This is a genomic window from Microbacterium testaceum, assembly GCF_001476285.1.
Lineage (GTDB): Bacteria > Actinomycetota > Actinomycetes > Actinomycetales > Microbacteriaceae > Microbacterium > Microbacterium testaceum_B.
This window is the reverse complement of sequence record NZ_LDRU01000001.1, coordinates 96,127-109,348: the sequence shown is the minus strand read 5'-3', so window position 1 is coordinate 109,348 and position 13,222 is coordinate 96,127. Positions and strand designations below refer to the sequence as shown.

Genomic DNA, 13,222 nt, shown 5'->3' with positions numbered 1-13,222 from the left:
GGTCCGGGTGACCGCGACGCGGCCAGCCTAACGAGGGCGACCGACACCGTTCAGGTCTTGACAGCCCATCCCTAGCGAACCGATCACGCGGATGCCGGACCCCGACGCCCCACGAGCCCCGCCCTCTGCAGCACGAGGTAGAGCTGGCATCCGAGGCACAGTCCGAAGACGGCGTTGAGGAAGGCGGCGACGAAAGCCATGGCGGCGGCGATCGGGAGCGCCCACGGCACGCCCGCGAGGTGGAGGATCAGTCCGACCGCCGTGACGAAGAGGCCGACCCCCTGCGCGAAGCGCGGCGGTCGAGGGTCTTCGAACTCGGTGGGCGGCGCGAGGCGCGGCTGCACGACCTTGCGGTAAAGGACGCCCCAGGGGGCGGTCCGCGGGGAGACCACGCCCCAGACGAAGAGGAGCGCGACGACGAGGATCAGGAGGAAGCCCGGATCGGTGGCGCGGACCAGGGTCGACTCGCGCCACGTCGAGACGCCGAGCAGACTCAGTAGCGTACCGACGAGGAGGAGCACGGCGGTGATGGATGCCGCGAAGCGCGGTCCGCGGGCATCGATGCGGGCGGGTTCAGCCATGGGCGTTTTCCTTCGTGAGGAGGTCGAGTTCGCGTTCGACGTCGGCGCGTGCCGGCGGACCCCCGAAACGACGGACGGTCTGCCCCGACGCGTCGACGAGGAGGGTCGTCGGTGTCTGCAGGACGCGGAACCGCTTCGCGAGATCCGGGCGGTGGGTCAGATCGACGTCGATGTGGCGCACTCCCGACCGATCGTCCGCCACAGCGGAGAGCATGCGGTGCACACCGGGGCAGCGGGTGCACATCTCGGTGCTGAACTGCACCAGGGTGGCCGCCTCACCGAGGGGGCCACCCTCGAGCACGCGAGGGTCGATCGTTTCGCCCGAGTCGACCGAGCGCGCACGCCCCTGCCCACGACGCCACACAACGCCCAGCACGACGGTGGCCGCGAGCAGAGCGGCGACGATCACGAGTGCGAGAGCGAGGTCCACGATCGACAACGCTAGCCGCCGTATCCGACGTCGGGGCCGATGAGTCGGAACGTGACGCCGCGGCTTTTCCTCCCCACCCGAGGCGGGCCGCGAACCGCCCACGCGACCGCCCCGTCGACGCCGGTCGGGCACGCATCGCGGGTATCGTGAGGGCCGTGACCGCCGACATCCCCACCCCGTACGAAGACCTGCTGCGCGACGTGCTCGAGACGGGCACGCACAAGTCGGATCGCACCGGCACCGGCACCACGAGCGTCTTCGGCCGACAGATCCGCTTCGACCTGGCCGAGGGGTTCCCGCTCATCACGACCAAGCGCGTCCATCTCAAGTCGATCGTGTACGAGCTGCTGTGGTTCCTGCGCGGAGAATCCAACGTCGGGTGGCTCAAAGACAACGGCGTCACCATCTGGGACGAGTGGGCGGACGCCGATGGGGAGCTCGGACCGGTCTACGGGGTGCAGTGGCGTTCCTGGCCGACCGCCGACGGCGGGACGATCGACCAGATCGCTCAGGTGATCGAGCAGATCCGCCGCGACCCCGACTCGCGGCGCCTGATCGTCTCGGCGTGGAACCCCGCCGACATCCCCGAGATGGCGCTCGCCCCGTGCCACGCGCTCTTCCAGTTCTACGTCGCCGACGGCAAGCTGTCGTGCCAGCTCTATCAGCGCAGCGCCGACATGTTCCTCGGCGTCCCCTTCAACATCGCCTCCTACGCACTCCTGACGCTGATGGTCGCGCAGCAGACCGGTCTCGAGCCCGGGGAGTTCGTCTGGACCGGCGGCGATTGCCACGTGTACGACAACCATCGGGAGCAGGTCCGAGAGCAGCTCACGCGCGAGCCGTACCCGTATCCGACGCTGCACTTCGCCCGGACCCCCGAGTCGATTTTCGACTACACCTACGACGACATCGTCGTCGACGACTACCAGCACCACCCGGCCATCCGCGGGGCCGTCGCGGTATGACCTCCGTCGGGCTCGTCTGGGCCGAGGCCCACGGCGGGGTCATCGGTGCCGACGGCGGAATGCCCTGGCACGTCCCCGAAGACCTCGCGCACTTCCGCGCCGTGACCGGGTCGTCCGACGTCATCATGGGACGCCGCACCTGGGAGTCGCTCCCACCGCGCTTCCGCCCCCTGCCCGGACGACGCAACATCGTCGTGACGCGATCCGACACCTGGGGCGCCGAAGGGGCTGAGAAAGCGTCCTCCCTCGACGAGGCACTCGCCCTCGCCGGGAGCGACGAGGTCTGGGTGATCGGCGGCGGGCGACTCTACGCCGAGGCCATCGATCGCGCCGACGTCGTCGAGGTGACCCGTCTCGACGTCTCCGTCGACGGTGACACCTTCGCACCGTCGATCGAGGGCTGGCGTCGCGCCGCCGCGGACCCCGAAGACGGGTGGCACCTCTCGCAGGGCGGCATCCGCTATCGCTTCGAGACGTATCGTCGACCGGAGGCCTGACATGCCCACCGCCCTCATCACGGGAGCTAGCTCCGGACTCGGGGCGGAGTTCGCCCGCCAGCTCGCGGGGCGCGGAGCGGACCTGGTTCTCGTGGCGCGCGACCGGACCGCTCTGGAGGAGATCGCGGCCGAGATCAGCGGCCGTCTCGACGTCCGCGTCGAGGTTCTCGTCGCCGACCTCCTCGACGCCGACGCGCTCGCCGCGGTCGAGGACCGCCTGGCCGACGGCGTCGACGTGCTCGTCAACAACGCGGGTTTCGGCCTCGACCTCGCTTTCGAGAAGAACCCCGTCGACGACGAGGTGCGGCATCTACGCCTTCACGTCGAGGCTGCGTTGCGTCTCACGCACGCGGCTCTCGGCCCCATGCTGGCGCGGGGGAGGGGGCGCATCGTCAACGTCGCGTCGGTCGCCGGCTTCGTACCGCGCGGAACCTACGGCGCGGTGAAGGGATGGCTCATCTCGTTCAGCCGGTGGGCGAACGTCGTGTACCGGCCGCGGGGCGTCACGGTCACCGCCGTGTGCCCGGGCTTCGTCCACACGAACTTCCACGAGCGACTCGGCCTGCCGCCGGGACAAGAAGGGGTCGCCCCCGGCCTCTGGCTCGATGCTCAGACGGTCGTGCGCGAGGGGTTGCGAGACGTGGCCCGCGGTCGCGCGGTGTCGATTCCCTCCTGGCGCTACAAGGTCATCGTCGCGGCGTCACGACTGCTGCCCGATTCGGTGGTCGTGCGCGCGGCGGCCCGCGGCCGCTGACTGCACGTCAGCGGAAGCGCCCCAGCCGAATGCCGGCGAAAGCGAGCGCCGCGATCGTCTCGCCGTCCGTGATCTCGCCGTCGGCGACGAGCGTCAGCGCCTCCGCGAAAGGAACCCATCGCACCGCGTCGATGCCTTCCTCGTGCTGCGAGGCAGCGGCATCCGTCATCGAGAGCCCCCGCGCGAGGTAGACGTGCTCGAGCGCGTCCGCGATGCCGTTGAGCGCGTTCATCCGCCCCAGATACTGCCAGTCGGATGCCGTGACCCCGGTCTCTTCGAGCAGTTCACGCTGAGCGGCGACGAGCGGATCCTCTCCGTCGGACCCTCCCGCCGGCACCTCGATCGAACGGCCCGTCGTGTAGCGCTCGAGCTCGACCAGGCAGATCCGATCCTCGTCGTCGAGCGCGATGACGAAGACGGCGGGGTGCTGCATCCGGACCACGCCGTAGATGCCGTCGCCGTGCGGGCCGGTGACCTGGTCTTCGCGCACGTGGATCCAGGGGTTCTCGTAGACGGTGCGCGTCGCGCGGGTGGTCCAGCTCATCCCGCCACCCTAGGCTCCGGGGCCGTCACACATTGTTCACCGGTGCCACGAGGCGGACCCCGTCGAACCGATACCCTGGGAGCATGACGCACTCCGGCAATCCCTTCGGTCAGGTGCTCGTCGCGCTCATCACCCCGATGACCGCCGACGGCGAAGTCGATTGGCCCGCCACCGAGAAGCACATCGACGACGTGATCAGCGCGGGAGCCGACGGCATCGTCGTCACCGGCACCACGGGGGAGACCTCGACGCTCACCGACCCCGAGAAGCTGCGTCTGGTGGAGGTCGGCAAGAGCGTGTCGGCCGGTCGCGCGAAGATCATCACGGGCGGCGGCTCGAACGAGACCGCGCACGCGATCGAGCTCTACAAGGCCAGCGAGAAGGCCGGCGCCGACGGGATCATGATCGTCACGCCGTACTACAACAAGCCCACGCAGGCCGGAATCCTGACGCACTTCCGCCTCGTCGCCGACGCGACCGACCTGCCGGTCATCCTCTACGACATCCCCGGCCGCACGGGTGTGCCCATCAAGTACGAGACGATCCTCCGCCTCGCGAAGCACCCGAACATCCTCGCCATCAAAGACGCCAAGGGCGACTTCAGCGAGGTCAGCCGTGTGCTTAATCAGACCGACCTCATGTACTTCTCGGGTGACGATGCCAACGTCCTCCCGCACCTCGCGATCGGGGCGAGCGGCCTCATCGGCGTGACGGCGAACATCACCGCGACGCCCTACCGGACGATCGTGGATGCGGTGAACGCCGGCGATCTGGCATCCGCCACCGCCGCCCATCAGAGCCTCGAACCGCTCGTCCGCGCCGTCATGACGCACGTGCCCGGAACGGTCGCGGCGAAGTACATCCTGCACGGTCTCGGTCGGATCGGCAGCCCCCGCGTCCGCCTACCCCTCGTCGGGCCGGAAGAGTGGGAGGCCGCGGTCATCGAAGACGAGCTGGCGCTCGTGAAGAACGTGGCCGGCGCCGACTTCTCCAACTTCCGCCCCGACCGCAACGCGGCCGCCGGCGGTGCCCTGCCGAAGGTGCACGGCACGACGCGATAGACATCGGCGTCCGCCGATCCGCGGCTGGGGACGTGACAAGAAGGATGCCGCCGGCCGGCATCCGAAAAGAAGAGGGATGCCACGCGGTGGCATCCGAGGAGGCACATATGCCCACGACCGTTTACGACCCGCCGGCGCTCGCGCCCGGCACACTCCGCGTCTTCCCCCTCGGCGGCCTCGGCGAGGTCGGACGAAACATGACGGTGTTCGAATACGAGGGCAAACTCCTCGTCGTCGACTGCGGCGTGCTGTTCCCCGAGGAGCACCAGCCCGGCGTCGACCTGATCCTGCCGGATTTCGAGCCCATCAAGCACCGACTGGACGACATCGTCGGCGTCGTGCTCACGCACGGCCACGAAGACCACATCGGCGCGGTCCCGTACCTGTTGAAGCTGAAGGCCGACATCCCCCTCATCGGCTCGGGACTCACGCTCGCTCTGATCGAGGCGAAGCTCAAGGAGCACCGCATCCGCCCGTTCACGCTGACGGTCGAGGAGGGCCAGCGCGAACAGGTGGGTCCCTTCGACCTCGAGTTCATCGCGGTGAACCACTCGATCCCGGATGCCTTGGCCGTCGCCATCCGCACGCCCGCGGGCCTCGTGCTGGCCACCGGCGACTTCAAGATGGACCAGCTGCCGCTCGACGGCCGTATCACCGACCTGCGCGCCTTCGCCCGCCTGGGTGAGGAAGGAGTCGACCTCTTCCTGGTCGACTCCACCAATGCCGACGTACCCGGGTTCACTCCCACCGAGCGTGGCATCGGCCCGGTGCTCGACCAGGTCATCGCCAAGGCTCCCCGGCGCGTCGTCGTGGCGAGCTTCTCGAGCCACGTGCACCGCGTGCAGCAGGTGCTCGATGCCGCACACGCCAACGGGCGTCGTGTGGCGCTCCTCGGGCGCAGCATGGTGCGCAACATGGGGATCGCGGCCGATCTGGGGTACCTGAACGTCCCCGACGGCGTGCTCATCGACTACAAGAAGGCCCGCGACCTTCCCGACGACAGGATCGTCTACATGTCGACCGGTTCGCAGGGCGAGCCGATGGCGGTGCTCAGCCGCATGGCCAACCTCGACCACGCGATCGAACCGGGCGAGGGCGACACGATCATCCTGGCATCCAGTCAGATCCCCGGAAACGAGAACGCGATCTACCGCGTGATCGACGGCCTCACCAAGCTGGGTGCGACCGTGGTGCACAAGGGCAACGCCAAGGTGCACGTGTCGGGGCACGCCGCCGCGGGTGAGCTGCTGTACTGCTACAACATCCTCCAGCCCAAGAACGTGCTGCCCGTGCACGGCGAGTACCGGCACCTGATGGCCAACGCGAAGCTGGCCCAGGAGACCGGGATCCCCGAGCAGAACACGATCCTCGGCGAGAACGGGACGGTCGTCGACCTGCGCGACGGCGTCGCGACGGTCGTCGGACAGCTCGACATCGGTTTCGTCTACGTGGATGGGTCGTCGGTGGGTGCCATCACGGATGCCGACCTCAAGGACCGTCGCATCCTCGGTGAAGAGGGCTTCATCTCGGTGATCGTCGTCGTCGACTCGGCGACGGGCAAGATCGTGTCCGGGCCCGACATCCACGCGCGCGGCGTCGCCGAGAACGACTCGGTCTTCGAGAGCGTCAAGCCCAAGATCGCGGCGGCCCTCACCGAGGCCGCGCAGTCGGGCGTGCGTGACAACCACGCCCTGTCGCAGGTCGTGCGGCGCACCATCGGTCGTTGGGTGAACCAGTCGTTGCGTCGGCGCCCCATGATCGTGCCGCTCGTCATCGAGGCCTGATCCCCTCCGGAGCGTCACGGGTTCGCCCGTGGCGCTCCGTCGTTCCCCGCTATCATGCGGGCATGCCCGCTCTCCCGATCCGCGCGGCGCTCCCGTCCGATGGCGCCTTCCTCGCCGACATGACGGTCGAGGCTGCGACCTGGCGCGCCGGCGCGGTGCGCCCGCGCCACGAGATCCTGAGCAGCGCCGAGCATCGCCGGTATATCGCGGGGTGGCTACGACCCGGCGATGCCGGTTTCGTCGCCGAATCACCGGGAGGCGAACCCATCGGAGCCGCGTGGTACCGCATGCTGCCGCGCGACGAGCCCGGCTTCGGCTGGGTCGGAACCGGTGTGCCCGAGCTCATCATCGGCGTGCGCCCGGTCTGGCGCGCGCACGGGGTCGGACGCGCTCTCCTCCAGCGGCTCGTCGACTACGCGCGAGCGCAGGGGTACGCCCGCATCAGCCTCAGCGTCGAGCGCGACAACTACGCCGTCTCGCTGTATCGGTCCGAGGGATTCGCCGTGGTGCGCAAAGGAATCGGGCGTGACGTCATGGTGAAGCGACTGCGCTGAAGCCCGCGTCGGTACGCCCGAATGTCGGTGGTCCCGCCTACCGTGGAACCATGGCTCGTACCTCGTCCCCCTCCGGCGGTCGCGCCCCCGCGAAGGGGACGCCGCGATCCAAAGCCGCGGCGCCCGCGGCCAAGCGATCGGCGCCCGCGCCGAAACGCTATGTCGATGAGCCCGAGAAGCCGTCCATCGTCGTGCGCGCCTGGATGGCGGTCGCCCACGGCGTGGGAGGGATGTTCCGCGCCTTCGGCCTCGAGAACCTCGAGCGCGATCAACGGCGCGATGGTTTCCCGTTCTTCCTGGTGGTGCTCGCCGCGCTGGGCGCGGTGGTCGAGTGGTTCTTCATCGGCAACGACATCGCCGCGCTCGTCAGCGCCTACAGCTTCGGGGCGCTGGTCGGTCGGGTGGCGTTCGTCCTGCCCGTGCTGCTCCTGCTTCTGGCCGGGTGGCTATTCCGCCATCCCGCGTCCGTCCACGACAACGGACGCGTCGGGATCGGCTGGGCTCTGTTCATCATCACCGTCGCCGGCTTCTGCCACGTCGCGGGCGGGCGACCGGCCCCGAACGAGGGGCTGCCCGTGCTCAGCCTCGCGGGCGGGCTCGCGGGATGGATCGTGGGAGAGCCGCTCGCGCTCCTCCTGACCGACGTCGGCGCGTACATCGCCCTGTCGCTGCTCGCGATCCTCAGCATCCTGATCCTCACGAAGACCCCGCCGAACCGGATCGGTCGTCGCCTGGGCGACCTTTACGCCTGGATGTTCGGGGTCGAGCGCGTCGAGGAGTCCGACGCCACGACCAAGGTCATGCCCGCGAGCGACGACGTCGACGAAGAGCCGGTCGAGAAGTCGCTGCCCTGGTGGCGTCGGAACAAGTCCGGTCGCGAAGAAGACGTCGACGGCTCGCTCGGGTCCGACGACCTCACCGAGCTGCTCACCCCCGGAACGCCGCAGGGGGGCTTCGAGTCTCCCGTCGTCGCGCCCGAGCAGGTCACCGCACCCGTGCGCCCCCTGTCGCCGCCGGTTCCCGCTCCCGATGCGCTCACCGAGGTCTTCGACGCCGCCGCTCTCGCGAAGGCGGCGAGCGGTCGTGGGCTCCACGACGATTCGCCCATCGACGACGTCCCCGACGACGACATGCCCGGCATCTCGGGACTCGGGGGCGACAACGCCGGTGCCCCACCGTCGGCCAACTACCGACTCCCTGCCGTCACCGCCCTTGCTACCGGAACGCCCCCCAAGGCCCGTTCCGCTGCCAACGACGCCGTCGTGAAGGCGATCGAGAGCGTCATGGAGCAGTTCAAGGTCGACGCGCGGGTGACCGGCTTCTCGCGTGGTCCGACCGTGACGCAGTACGAGATCGAGGTCGGTCCGGGTGTCAAGGTCGAACGCATCACGGCGCTGACCAACAACATCGCCTACGCGGTCGCCTCCAACGAGGTGCGCATCCTCGCGCCGATCCCCGGCAAGAGCGCGATCGGTGTCGAGATCCCCAACGCGGATCGCGAGATCGTGACGCTCGGCGACATCCTGCGCTCCGATGCGGCGACCTCGTCGACCCACCCCATGACGATCGGCGTCGGCAAGGACGTCGGTGGTGGCTTCGTCGTCGCGAACCTCGCGAAGATGCCCCACCTTCTCGTCGCGGGCTCCACCGGCTCGGGAAAGTCGAGCTTCGTCAACTCGATGATCACGAGCCTGCTCATGCGGGCGAAGCCGTCGGACGTGCGCATGGTGCTCATCGACCCGAAGCGCGTTGAGCTCACCTCCTACGCCGGTGTTCCGCACCTCATCACCCCGATCATCACGAACCCCAAGAAGGCCGCCGAGGCTCTCCAGTGGGTCGTGAAAGAGATGGACATGCGGTACGACGACCTCGCGTCGTTCGGATTCCGCCACATCGACGACTTCAACAAGGCGGTCGTCGCCGGCGAGATCCAGCTGCCCGCGGGGAGCGAGCGCGTTCTCAAGCCCTACCCCTACCTGCTGGTCGTCGTCGACGAGCTCGCCGACCTCATGATGGTCGCGCCGCGCGACGTCGAGGACTCGATCGTCCGCATCACCCAGCTCGCCCGAGCCAGCGGCATCCACCTCGTCCTCGCGACCCAGCGTCCCTCCGTCGACGTCGTGACGGGCCTCATCAAGGCCAACGTGCCCTCGCGACTCGCGTTCGCGGTGACCAGCGTCACCGACTCCCGCGTCATCCTCGATCAGCCCGGCGCGGATCGTCTCATCGGTCAGGGTGACGGACTCTTCCTGCCGATGGGGGCGTCGAAGGCGCTGCGCGTGCAGGGGGCGTGGGTCAGCGAGCAGGAGATCGAGAAGGTCGTCGCTCACGTCACCCAGCAGGCTCGCCCCGAGTATCGCTCCGACGTCCAGGCGGCGGCCGAGAAGAAGGAGATCGACGCCGATATCGGCGACGACCTCGAACTCCTGCTCGCGGCGGCCGAACTCGTCGTCTCGACCCAGTTCGGCTCGACGTCGATGCTCCAACGAAAGCTCCGCGTCGGATTCGCGAAAGCGGGTCGACTGATGGACCTTCTCGAGTCGCGCGAGATCGTCGGGCCGTCCGAAGGATCGAAGGCCCGCGACGTCCTCGTGACGAACGAGCAGCTCCCCGCGGTTCTCGCGCGTCTGCGAGGCGACGAGGCTCCCGAACCCGCGGTGTCCGACGATCGCTACGGATCCGACCCGATCGAAGCCCAGTTCGAGGGCGTCCCGGTGGCCGACGACGATGAGGGGTCGGAAGACGCCTGGCAGCTGACGGGCCGCGACTGATGGCCGTTCACCCGCAGCTGCCGAACGCGATCACGATCGCGCGCATCCTGTGCGCACCGGTCTTCCTGTGGATGCTTCTCGCCGACGGCGGGGCGGGCGGAGCGCTGCGCTGGGCGGCCGGCATCGTCTTCATCGTCGCGATCGCCACGGACGGGATCGACGGGTACATCGCCCGCAAGTACGACATCGTCAGCGACCTCGGCAAGCTCCTCGACCCGATCGCCGACAAGGCGCTGACGGGCGTGGCGTTCGTGGGACTCTCGATCCTCGGCGAGCTGGACTGGTGGGTCACCATCGTCGTCCTCGTTCGCGAGGTGGGAATCACCGTCTACCGGTTCATGGTGGTCAGCGACCACGTGCTCGCGGCCGCCTGGATGGGCAAGCTCAAGACCGTCGCGCAGGCCGTCGCACTCTCGATCGCTCTCCTTCCCTTCGCCGGCCTCTCGGAAGCCGCGGCCTGGCAGTCCACTGTCTGGTGGGCCGGAGTGGTAACGATGACGGTCGCGGTGATCCTGACGATCGCCTCCGGGATCGACTACGTCGTGACGGAGGTTCGAGCGGCGCGCACAGCACGGAGGTCGCGATGAGCCACGGCATCCCCGAGGACTTCGACGAGACGCTGATCACGGATCCGCGGGAGAGCGCTGCGTTGCTGCTCGAGCGTCTCGCCGAGCTCGGCTGGACCATCGCGGTCGCCGAGTCACTCACGGGTGGGCTCGTCGTGTCGTCACTCGTCGACGTCCCTGGGGCGTCGCGTGTGGTGCGCGGGGGAGTCGTGGCGTACGCGACTGACGTGAAGCAGAGCGTTCTCGGCGTCGATGCGGCGCTTCTCGACGCGCACGGCGCCGTGCATCCTCGCGTCGCCCGGCAGATGGCGCGCGGCGTCCGAGACGTCCTGGGGCGCGACGGGGTGCCGGCCGACGTCGGCGTGGCGACGACCGGAGTGGCAGGTCCCGATACGCAGGACGGCCACGTGGTGGGCACGGTTCACATCGGCGTCTCGACCCCGCTGGGGACCAGCGTCGACTCCCTCGTCATCGCGGGGGATCGGGATCGGATCCGTCGAGAAGCCGCCCGAATCGCGGTGCGGCGCACGCTCGCGGCCCTCTGACCGCGCCGAGCGGGAACAAATAATGACAGAGATGGGTTTTGATGAGCGATTCCCATCCACTGCCCAGCGCGCGGCATTAGGGTGACCACATGGTGTTGTACGGTTGTCCACTCCGGACAGCGTCGGAATCAGCAGTGAGGAGGGGCCCGAAATGATCCTGGTTCGTCAAGAGATCGGCGAAGTCCTGCGTGACCTCCGCCAGCAGAAGGGGCGTACCCTCCGCCAGGTCGCCAGCCGCGCGAGCGTGGCCCTCGGCTACCTCAGCGAGGTGGAGCGCGGCCAGAAGGAAGCATCGAGCGAGATCCTCGCGTCGGTCGCCGAAGCACTCGATGTTCCGATCTCGTCGATCATGCGCGAGGTCGGCGACCGTCTCTCGGTGCTCGAGGGCCTTCAGACCTTCCCCGACATCGTTCCCGACGACCTCGTGGCCGAGGTCGAGCCCGAGCTGTCGCTGCGCTGACCGGCTTCGGCCGACCGCATGCGTCGTAGCGAATTCGACCGCGCCGTCGCCGATGAGTTCGGCGCGCGCGGTGGCCCCCTGATGACCGATCTCGTGCTGTCTGCGGTCGGCGGCCGCACGCCCGCGGAGGCGCTCGCAGCGGGCGTCGACCCGCGTGAGGTGTGGCTCGCCCTCTGCGCCGAGACGGACGTGCCGCCTGAGCGGAGATACGGCGTCGGTCGTCTCGACCCCCGTCGACGTTAGTGGCGAGGGTCGGGCGGCCGCGGGGCGCGCCTGTCGCGAGAGTGCAGCCGCTTCCGCCGGCGGTGGCGGTTTCGGTACTCGCGTTCCGCGTTTCGGCGTGTCATCGAATTTTCGTTCGATAGGAGCGTAGGCTCCTTCACACCGGAGTGATTGGCCGATCCATCCCCATCGAGGGGTTCTCGCGACACCAATGTCGGAGGCCCTCTCTAACGTGGACGACGTCGAACGACACTCTGAACGCCTTGTCGGGCATCCTCACCGTCGGTGCGGAGCGCGACAGCCTATAGGCGACGGAACGCGAGCAGAAAGAAGACGTCATGCCCTCACCCGCAGAGCGCGAAAAGGCCCTCGAGTCGGCCCTTGCGCAGATCGACCGGCAGTTCGGAAAGGGCTCGGTCATGCGACTGGGCAGCGACGACCGCGCCCCGATCGAGACCATCCCCACCGGTTCCGTCGCCCTCGACGTGGCCCTCGGCATCGGCGGTCTTCCCCGCGGCCGCATCATCGAGATCTACGGACCCGAGTCGTCCGGTAAGACCACCCTCACCCTTCACGCCATCGCCAACGCGCAGCGCGCCGGCGGTATCGCCGCGTTCATCGACGCCGAGCACGCCCTCGACCCCGAGTACGCGAAGAAGCTCGGTGTCGACATCGACGCCCTGCTCGTGTCGCAGCCCGACACCGGTGAGCAGGCGCTCGAGATCGCCGACATGCTGATCCGGTCGGGCGCGATCGACCTCGTCGTGATCGACTCGGTCGCCGCCCTCGTGCCCGAGGCCGAGATCAAGGGCGAGATGGGTGACTCGCACGTCGGTCTGCAGGCGCGTCTGATGTCGCAGGCGCTGCGCAAGCTGACCGGTGGGCTCAACACGACCAAGACCACGGCCATCTTCATCAACCAGCTGCGCGAGAAGATCGGTGTTTTCTTCGGTTCTCCCGAGACGACGGCCGGAGGTAAGGCGCTCAAGTTCTACGCGTCGGTCCGACTCGACATCCGTCGTATCGAGACGCTGAAGGACGGCACGGAAGCTGTGGGTAACCGCACGCGCGTCAAGGTTGTGAAGAACAAGATGGCGCCGCCGTTCAAGCAGGCGGAGTTCGACATCCTGTACGGCGTGGGGATCTCGCGCGAGGGCAGCCTGATCGACTTCGGTGTCGAGCACGGCATCGTGAAGAAGTCGGGTGCTTGGTACACCTACGAGGGCGAGCAGCTCGGCCAGGGTAAAGAGAACGCGCGCAACTTCCTCATCAAGAACGCCGACGTCGCGGCCGAGATCGAGTCGAAGATCAAGAACAAGCTCGGCATCGGCGGCGCCCCGGCGGCGTCGGCGGAGCCCGCAGCCGACGAGCTCGCGGCCCGCCGCCCGGCCTGATGGTCGACGGTCAGCACCCGGGTCGCCGCGGCGGACTCTCGTCCGTCGACGGTGGCCCGGGCCCGACGGCCGGTGGTTCCAGCTCGGACGGCGC

General features: G+C 68.6%; 15 protein-coding genes. 12 read left to right on the top strand and 3 right to left on the bottom strand.

The features are described from left to right. Nucleotides 1-83: 83 nt before the first annotated feature. Both NS283_RS00550 and NS283_RS00545 read right to left on the bottom strand, forming a co-directional pair. Nucleotides 84-581 (bottom strand): DUF4395 domain-containing protein, encoded by a 498-nt coding sequence (locus NS283_RS00550; RefSeq protein WP_058594929.1) that lies wholly within the window; start codon nucleotides 579-581, stop codon nucleotides 84-86. Beyond that, nucleotides 574-1,011 carry a TlpA family protein disulfide reductase gene (locus NS283_RS00545; protein WP_058594928.1) on the bottom strand — a complete coding sequence of 146 codons (438 nt, stop codon included), beginning with the start codon at nucleotides 1,009-1,011 and terminating at the stop codon, nucleotides 574-576. The genes NS283_RS00550 and NS283_RS00545 overlap by 8 nt, the downstream gene beginning before the upstream one ends. A gap of 155 nt (nucleotides 1,012-1,166) precedes the next feature. Between NS283_RS00545 and NS283_RS00540 the strand changes: the two genes are divergently transcribed. From NS283_RS00540 to NS283_RS00530, 3 genes are read left to right on the top strand one after another with little or no spacing between them, the layout of a single operon-like run. Further along, nucleotides 1,167-1,976 (top strand): thymidylate synthase, encoded by an 810-nt coding sequence (locus tag NS283_RS00540; RefSeq protein ID WP_153003234.1) that lies wholly within the window; start codon nucleotides 1,167-1,169, stop codon nucleotides 1,974-1,976. Beyond that, on the top strand, nucleotides 1,973-2,473 hold the full coding sequence (locus NS283_RS00535) for a dihydrofolate reductase (RefSeq protein WP_058594927.1): 501 nt from the start codon (nucleotides 1,973-1,975) through the stop codon (nucleotides 2,471-2,473). Before NS283_RS00540 ends, NS283_RS00535 begins: the two co-directional genes overlap by 4 nt. A gap of 1 nt (nucleotide 2,474) precedes the next feature. Beyond that, nucleotides 2,475-3,227, top strand: coding sequence for an SDR family NAD(P)-dependent oxidoreductase (locus tag NS283_RS00530; RefSeq protein ID WP_058594926.1), 753 nt, complete (start codon nucleotides 2,475-2,477; stop codon nucleotides 3,225-3,227). Between the two features lie 7 nt (nucleotides 3,228-3,234). On the opposite strand, the gene NS283_RS00525 is transcribed toward NS283_RS00530, so the two are convergent. After that, nucleotides 3,235-3,771 (bottom strand): NUDIX domain-containing protein, encoded by a 537-nt coding sequence (locus tag NS283_RS00525; protein ID WP_058594925.1) that lies wholly within the window; start codon nucleotides 3,769-3,771, stop codon nucleotides 3,235-3,237. 83 nt (nucleotides 3,772-3,854) lie between these two features. Between NS283_RS00525 and dapA the strand changes: the two genes are divergently transcribed. The 9 genes from dapA to recA all read left to right on the top strand — a co-directional run bounded on the left by dapA (nucleotide 3,855) and on the right by recA (nucleotide 13,128). After that, nucleotides 3,855-4,832 (top strand): 4-hydroxy-tetrahydrodipicolinate synthase, encoded by a 978-nt coding sequence (gene dapA, locus NS283_RS00520; protein WP_058594924.1) that lies wholly within the window; start codon nucleotides 3,855-3,857, stop codon nucleotides 4,830-4,832. Between the two features lie 107 nt (nucleotides 4,833-4,939). After that, a complete protein-coding gene (locus NS283_RS00515) occupies nucleotides 4,940-6,616 on the top strand; it encodes a ribonuclease J (protein WP_058594923.1) in 1,677 nt (558 codons plus the stop codon). Nucleotides 6,617-6,678: 62 nt separating this feature from the next. Next, entirely contained in the window at nucleotides 6,679-7,170 is a 492-nt protein-coding gene (locus tag NS283_RS00510) for a GNAT family N-acetyltransferase (RefSeq protein ID WP_058594922.1), read from the top strand. Between the two features lie 50 nt (nucleotides 7,171-7,220). Beyond that, a complete protein-coding gene (locus NS283_RS00505; protein WP_058594921.1) occupies nucleotides 7,221-9,941 on the top strand; it encodes a DNA translocase FtsK in 2,721 nt (906 codons plus the stop codon). Beyond that, nucleotides 9,941-10,528 carry a CDP-diacylglycerol--glycerol-3-phosphate 3-phosphatidyltransferase gene (gene pgsA / locus NS283_RS00500; RefSeq protein WP_058594920.1) on the top strand — a complete coding sequence of 196 codons (588 nt, stop codon included), beginning with the start codon at nucleotides 9,941-9,943 and terminating at the stop codon, nucleotides 10,526-10,528. Before NS283_RS00505 ends, pgsA begins: the two co-directional genes overlap by 1 nt. Continuing rightward, entirely contained in the window at nucleotides 10,525-11,052 is a 528-nt protein-coding gene (locus NS283_RS00495; protein ID WP_058594919.1) for a CinA family protein, read from the top strand. The genes pgsA and NS283_RS00495 overlap by 4 nt, the downstream gene beginning before the upstream one ends. Before the next feature lie 151 nt (nucleotides 11,053-11,203). Then, a complete protein-coding gene (locus tag NS283_RS00490) occupies nucleotides 11,204-11,512 on the top strand; it encodes a helix-turn-helix domain-containing protein (protein ID WP_058594918.1) in 309 nt (102 codons plus the stop codon). A gap of 18 nt (nucleotides 11,513-11,530) precedes the next feature. After that, nucleotides 11,531-11,755, top strand: a complete 225-nt coding sequence (locus tag NS283_RS00485; RefSeq protein ID WP_058594917.1) for a DUF3046 domain-containing protein — start codon at nucleotides 11,531-11,533, stop codon at nucleotides 11,753-11,755. Between the two features lie 317 nt (nucleotides 11,756-12,072). Beyond that, nucleotides 12,073-13,128, top strand: a complete 1,056-nt coding sequence (gene recA / locus NS283_RS00480) for a recombinase RecA (protein WP_058594916.1) — start codon at nucleotides 12,073-12,075, stop codon at nucleotides 13,126-13,128. The last annotated feature ends 94 nt before the right edge of the window (nucleotides 13,129-13,222 follow it).

What these genes read in the sequence shown, in the direction of transcription:
- NS283_RS00530 (WP_058594926.1), top strand. Translation starts at nt 2,475, where the DNA reads ATGCCCACCGCCCTCATCACGGGAGCTAGCTCCGGACTCGGGGCGGAG.
- NS283_RS00515 (WP_058594923.1), top strand. Translation starts at nt 4,940, where the DNA reads ATGCCCACGACCGTTTACGACCCGCCGGCGCTCGCGCCCGGCACACTC.
- recA (WP_058594916.1), top strand. Translation starts at nt 12,073, where the DNA reads ATGCCCTCACCCGCAGAGCGCGAAAAGGCCCTCGAGTCGGCCCTTGCG.
- NS283_RS00495 (WP_058594919.1), top strand. Translation starts at nt 10,525, where the DNA reads ATGAGCCACGGCATCCCCGAGGACTTCGACGAGACGCTGATCACGGAT.
- NS283_RS00525 (WP_058594925.1), bottom strand. Translation starts at nt 3,771, where the DNA reads ATGAGCTGGACCACCCGCGCGACGCGCACCGTCTACGAGAACCCCTGG.
- NS283_RS00535 (WP_058594927.1), top strand. Translation starts at nt 1,973, where the DNA reads ATGACCTCCGTCGGGCTCGTCTGGGCCGAGGCCCACGGCGGGGTCATC.
- NS283_RS00550 (WP_058594929.1), bottom strand. Translation starts at nt 581, where the DNA reads ATGGCTGAACCCGCCCGCATCGATGCCCGCGGACCGCGCTTCGCGGCA.
- dapA (WP_058594924.1), top strand. Translation starts at nt 3,855, where the DNA reads ATGACGCACTCCGGCAATCCCTTCGGTCAGGTGCTCGTCGCGCTCATC.
- pgsA (WP_058594920.1), top strand. Translation starts at nt 9,941, where the DNA reads ATGGCCGTTCACCCGCAGCTGCCGAACGCGATCACGATCGCGCGCATC.
- NS283_RS00510 (WP_058594922.1), top strand. Translation starts at nt 6,679, where the DNA reads ATGCCCGCTCTCCCGATCCGCGCGGCGCTCCCGTCCGATGGCGCCTTC.
- NS283_RS00490 (WP_058594918.1), top strand. Translation starts at nt 11,204, where the DNA reads ATGATCCTGGTTCGTCAAGAGATCGGCGAAGTCCTGCGTGACCTCCGC.
- NS283_RS00485 (WP_058594917.1), top strand. Translation starts at nt 11,531, where the DNA reads ATGCGTCGTAGCGAATTCGACCGCGCCGTCGCCGATGAGTTCGGCGCG.
- NS283_RS00505 (WP_058594921.1), top strand. Translation starts at nt 7,221, where the DNA reads ATGGCTCGTACCTCGTCCCCCTCCGGCGGTCGCGCCCCCGCGAAGGGG.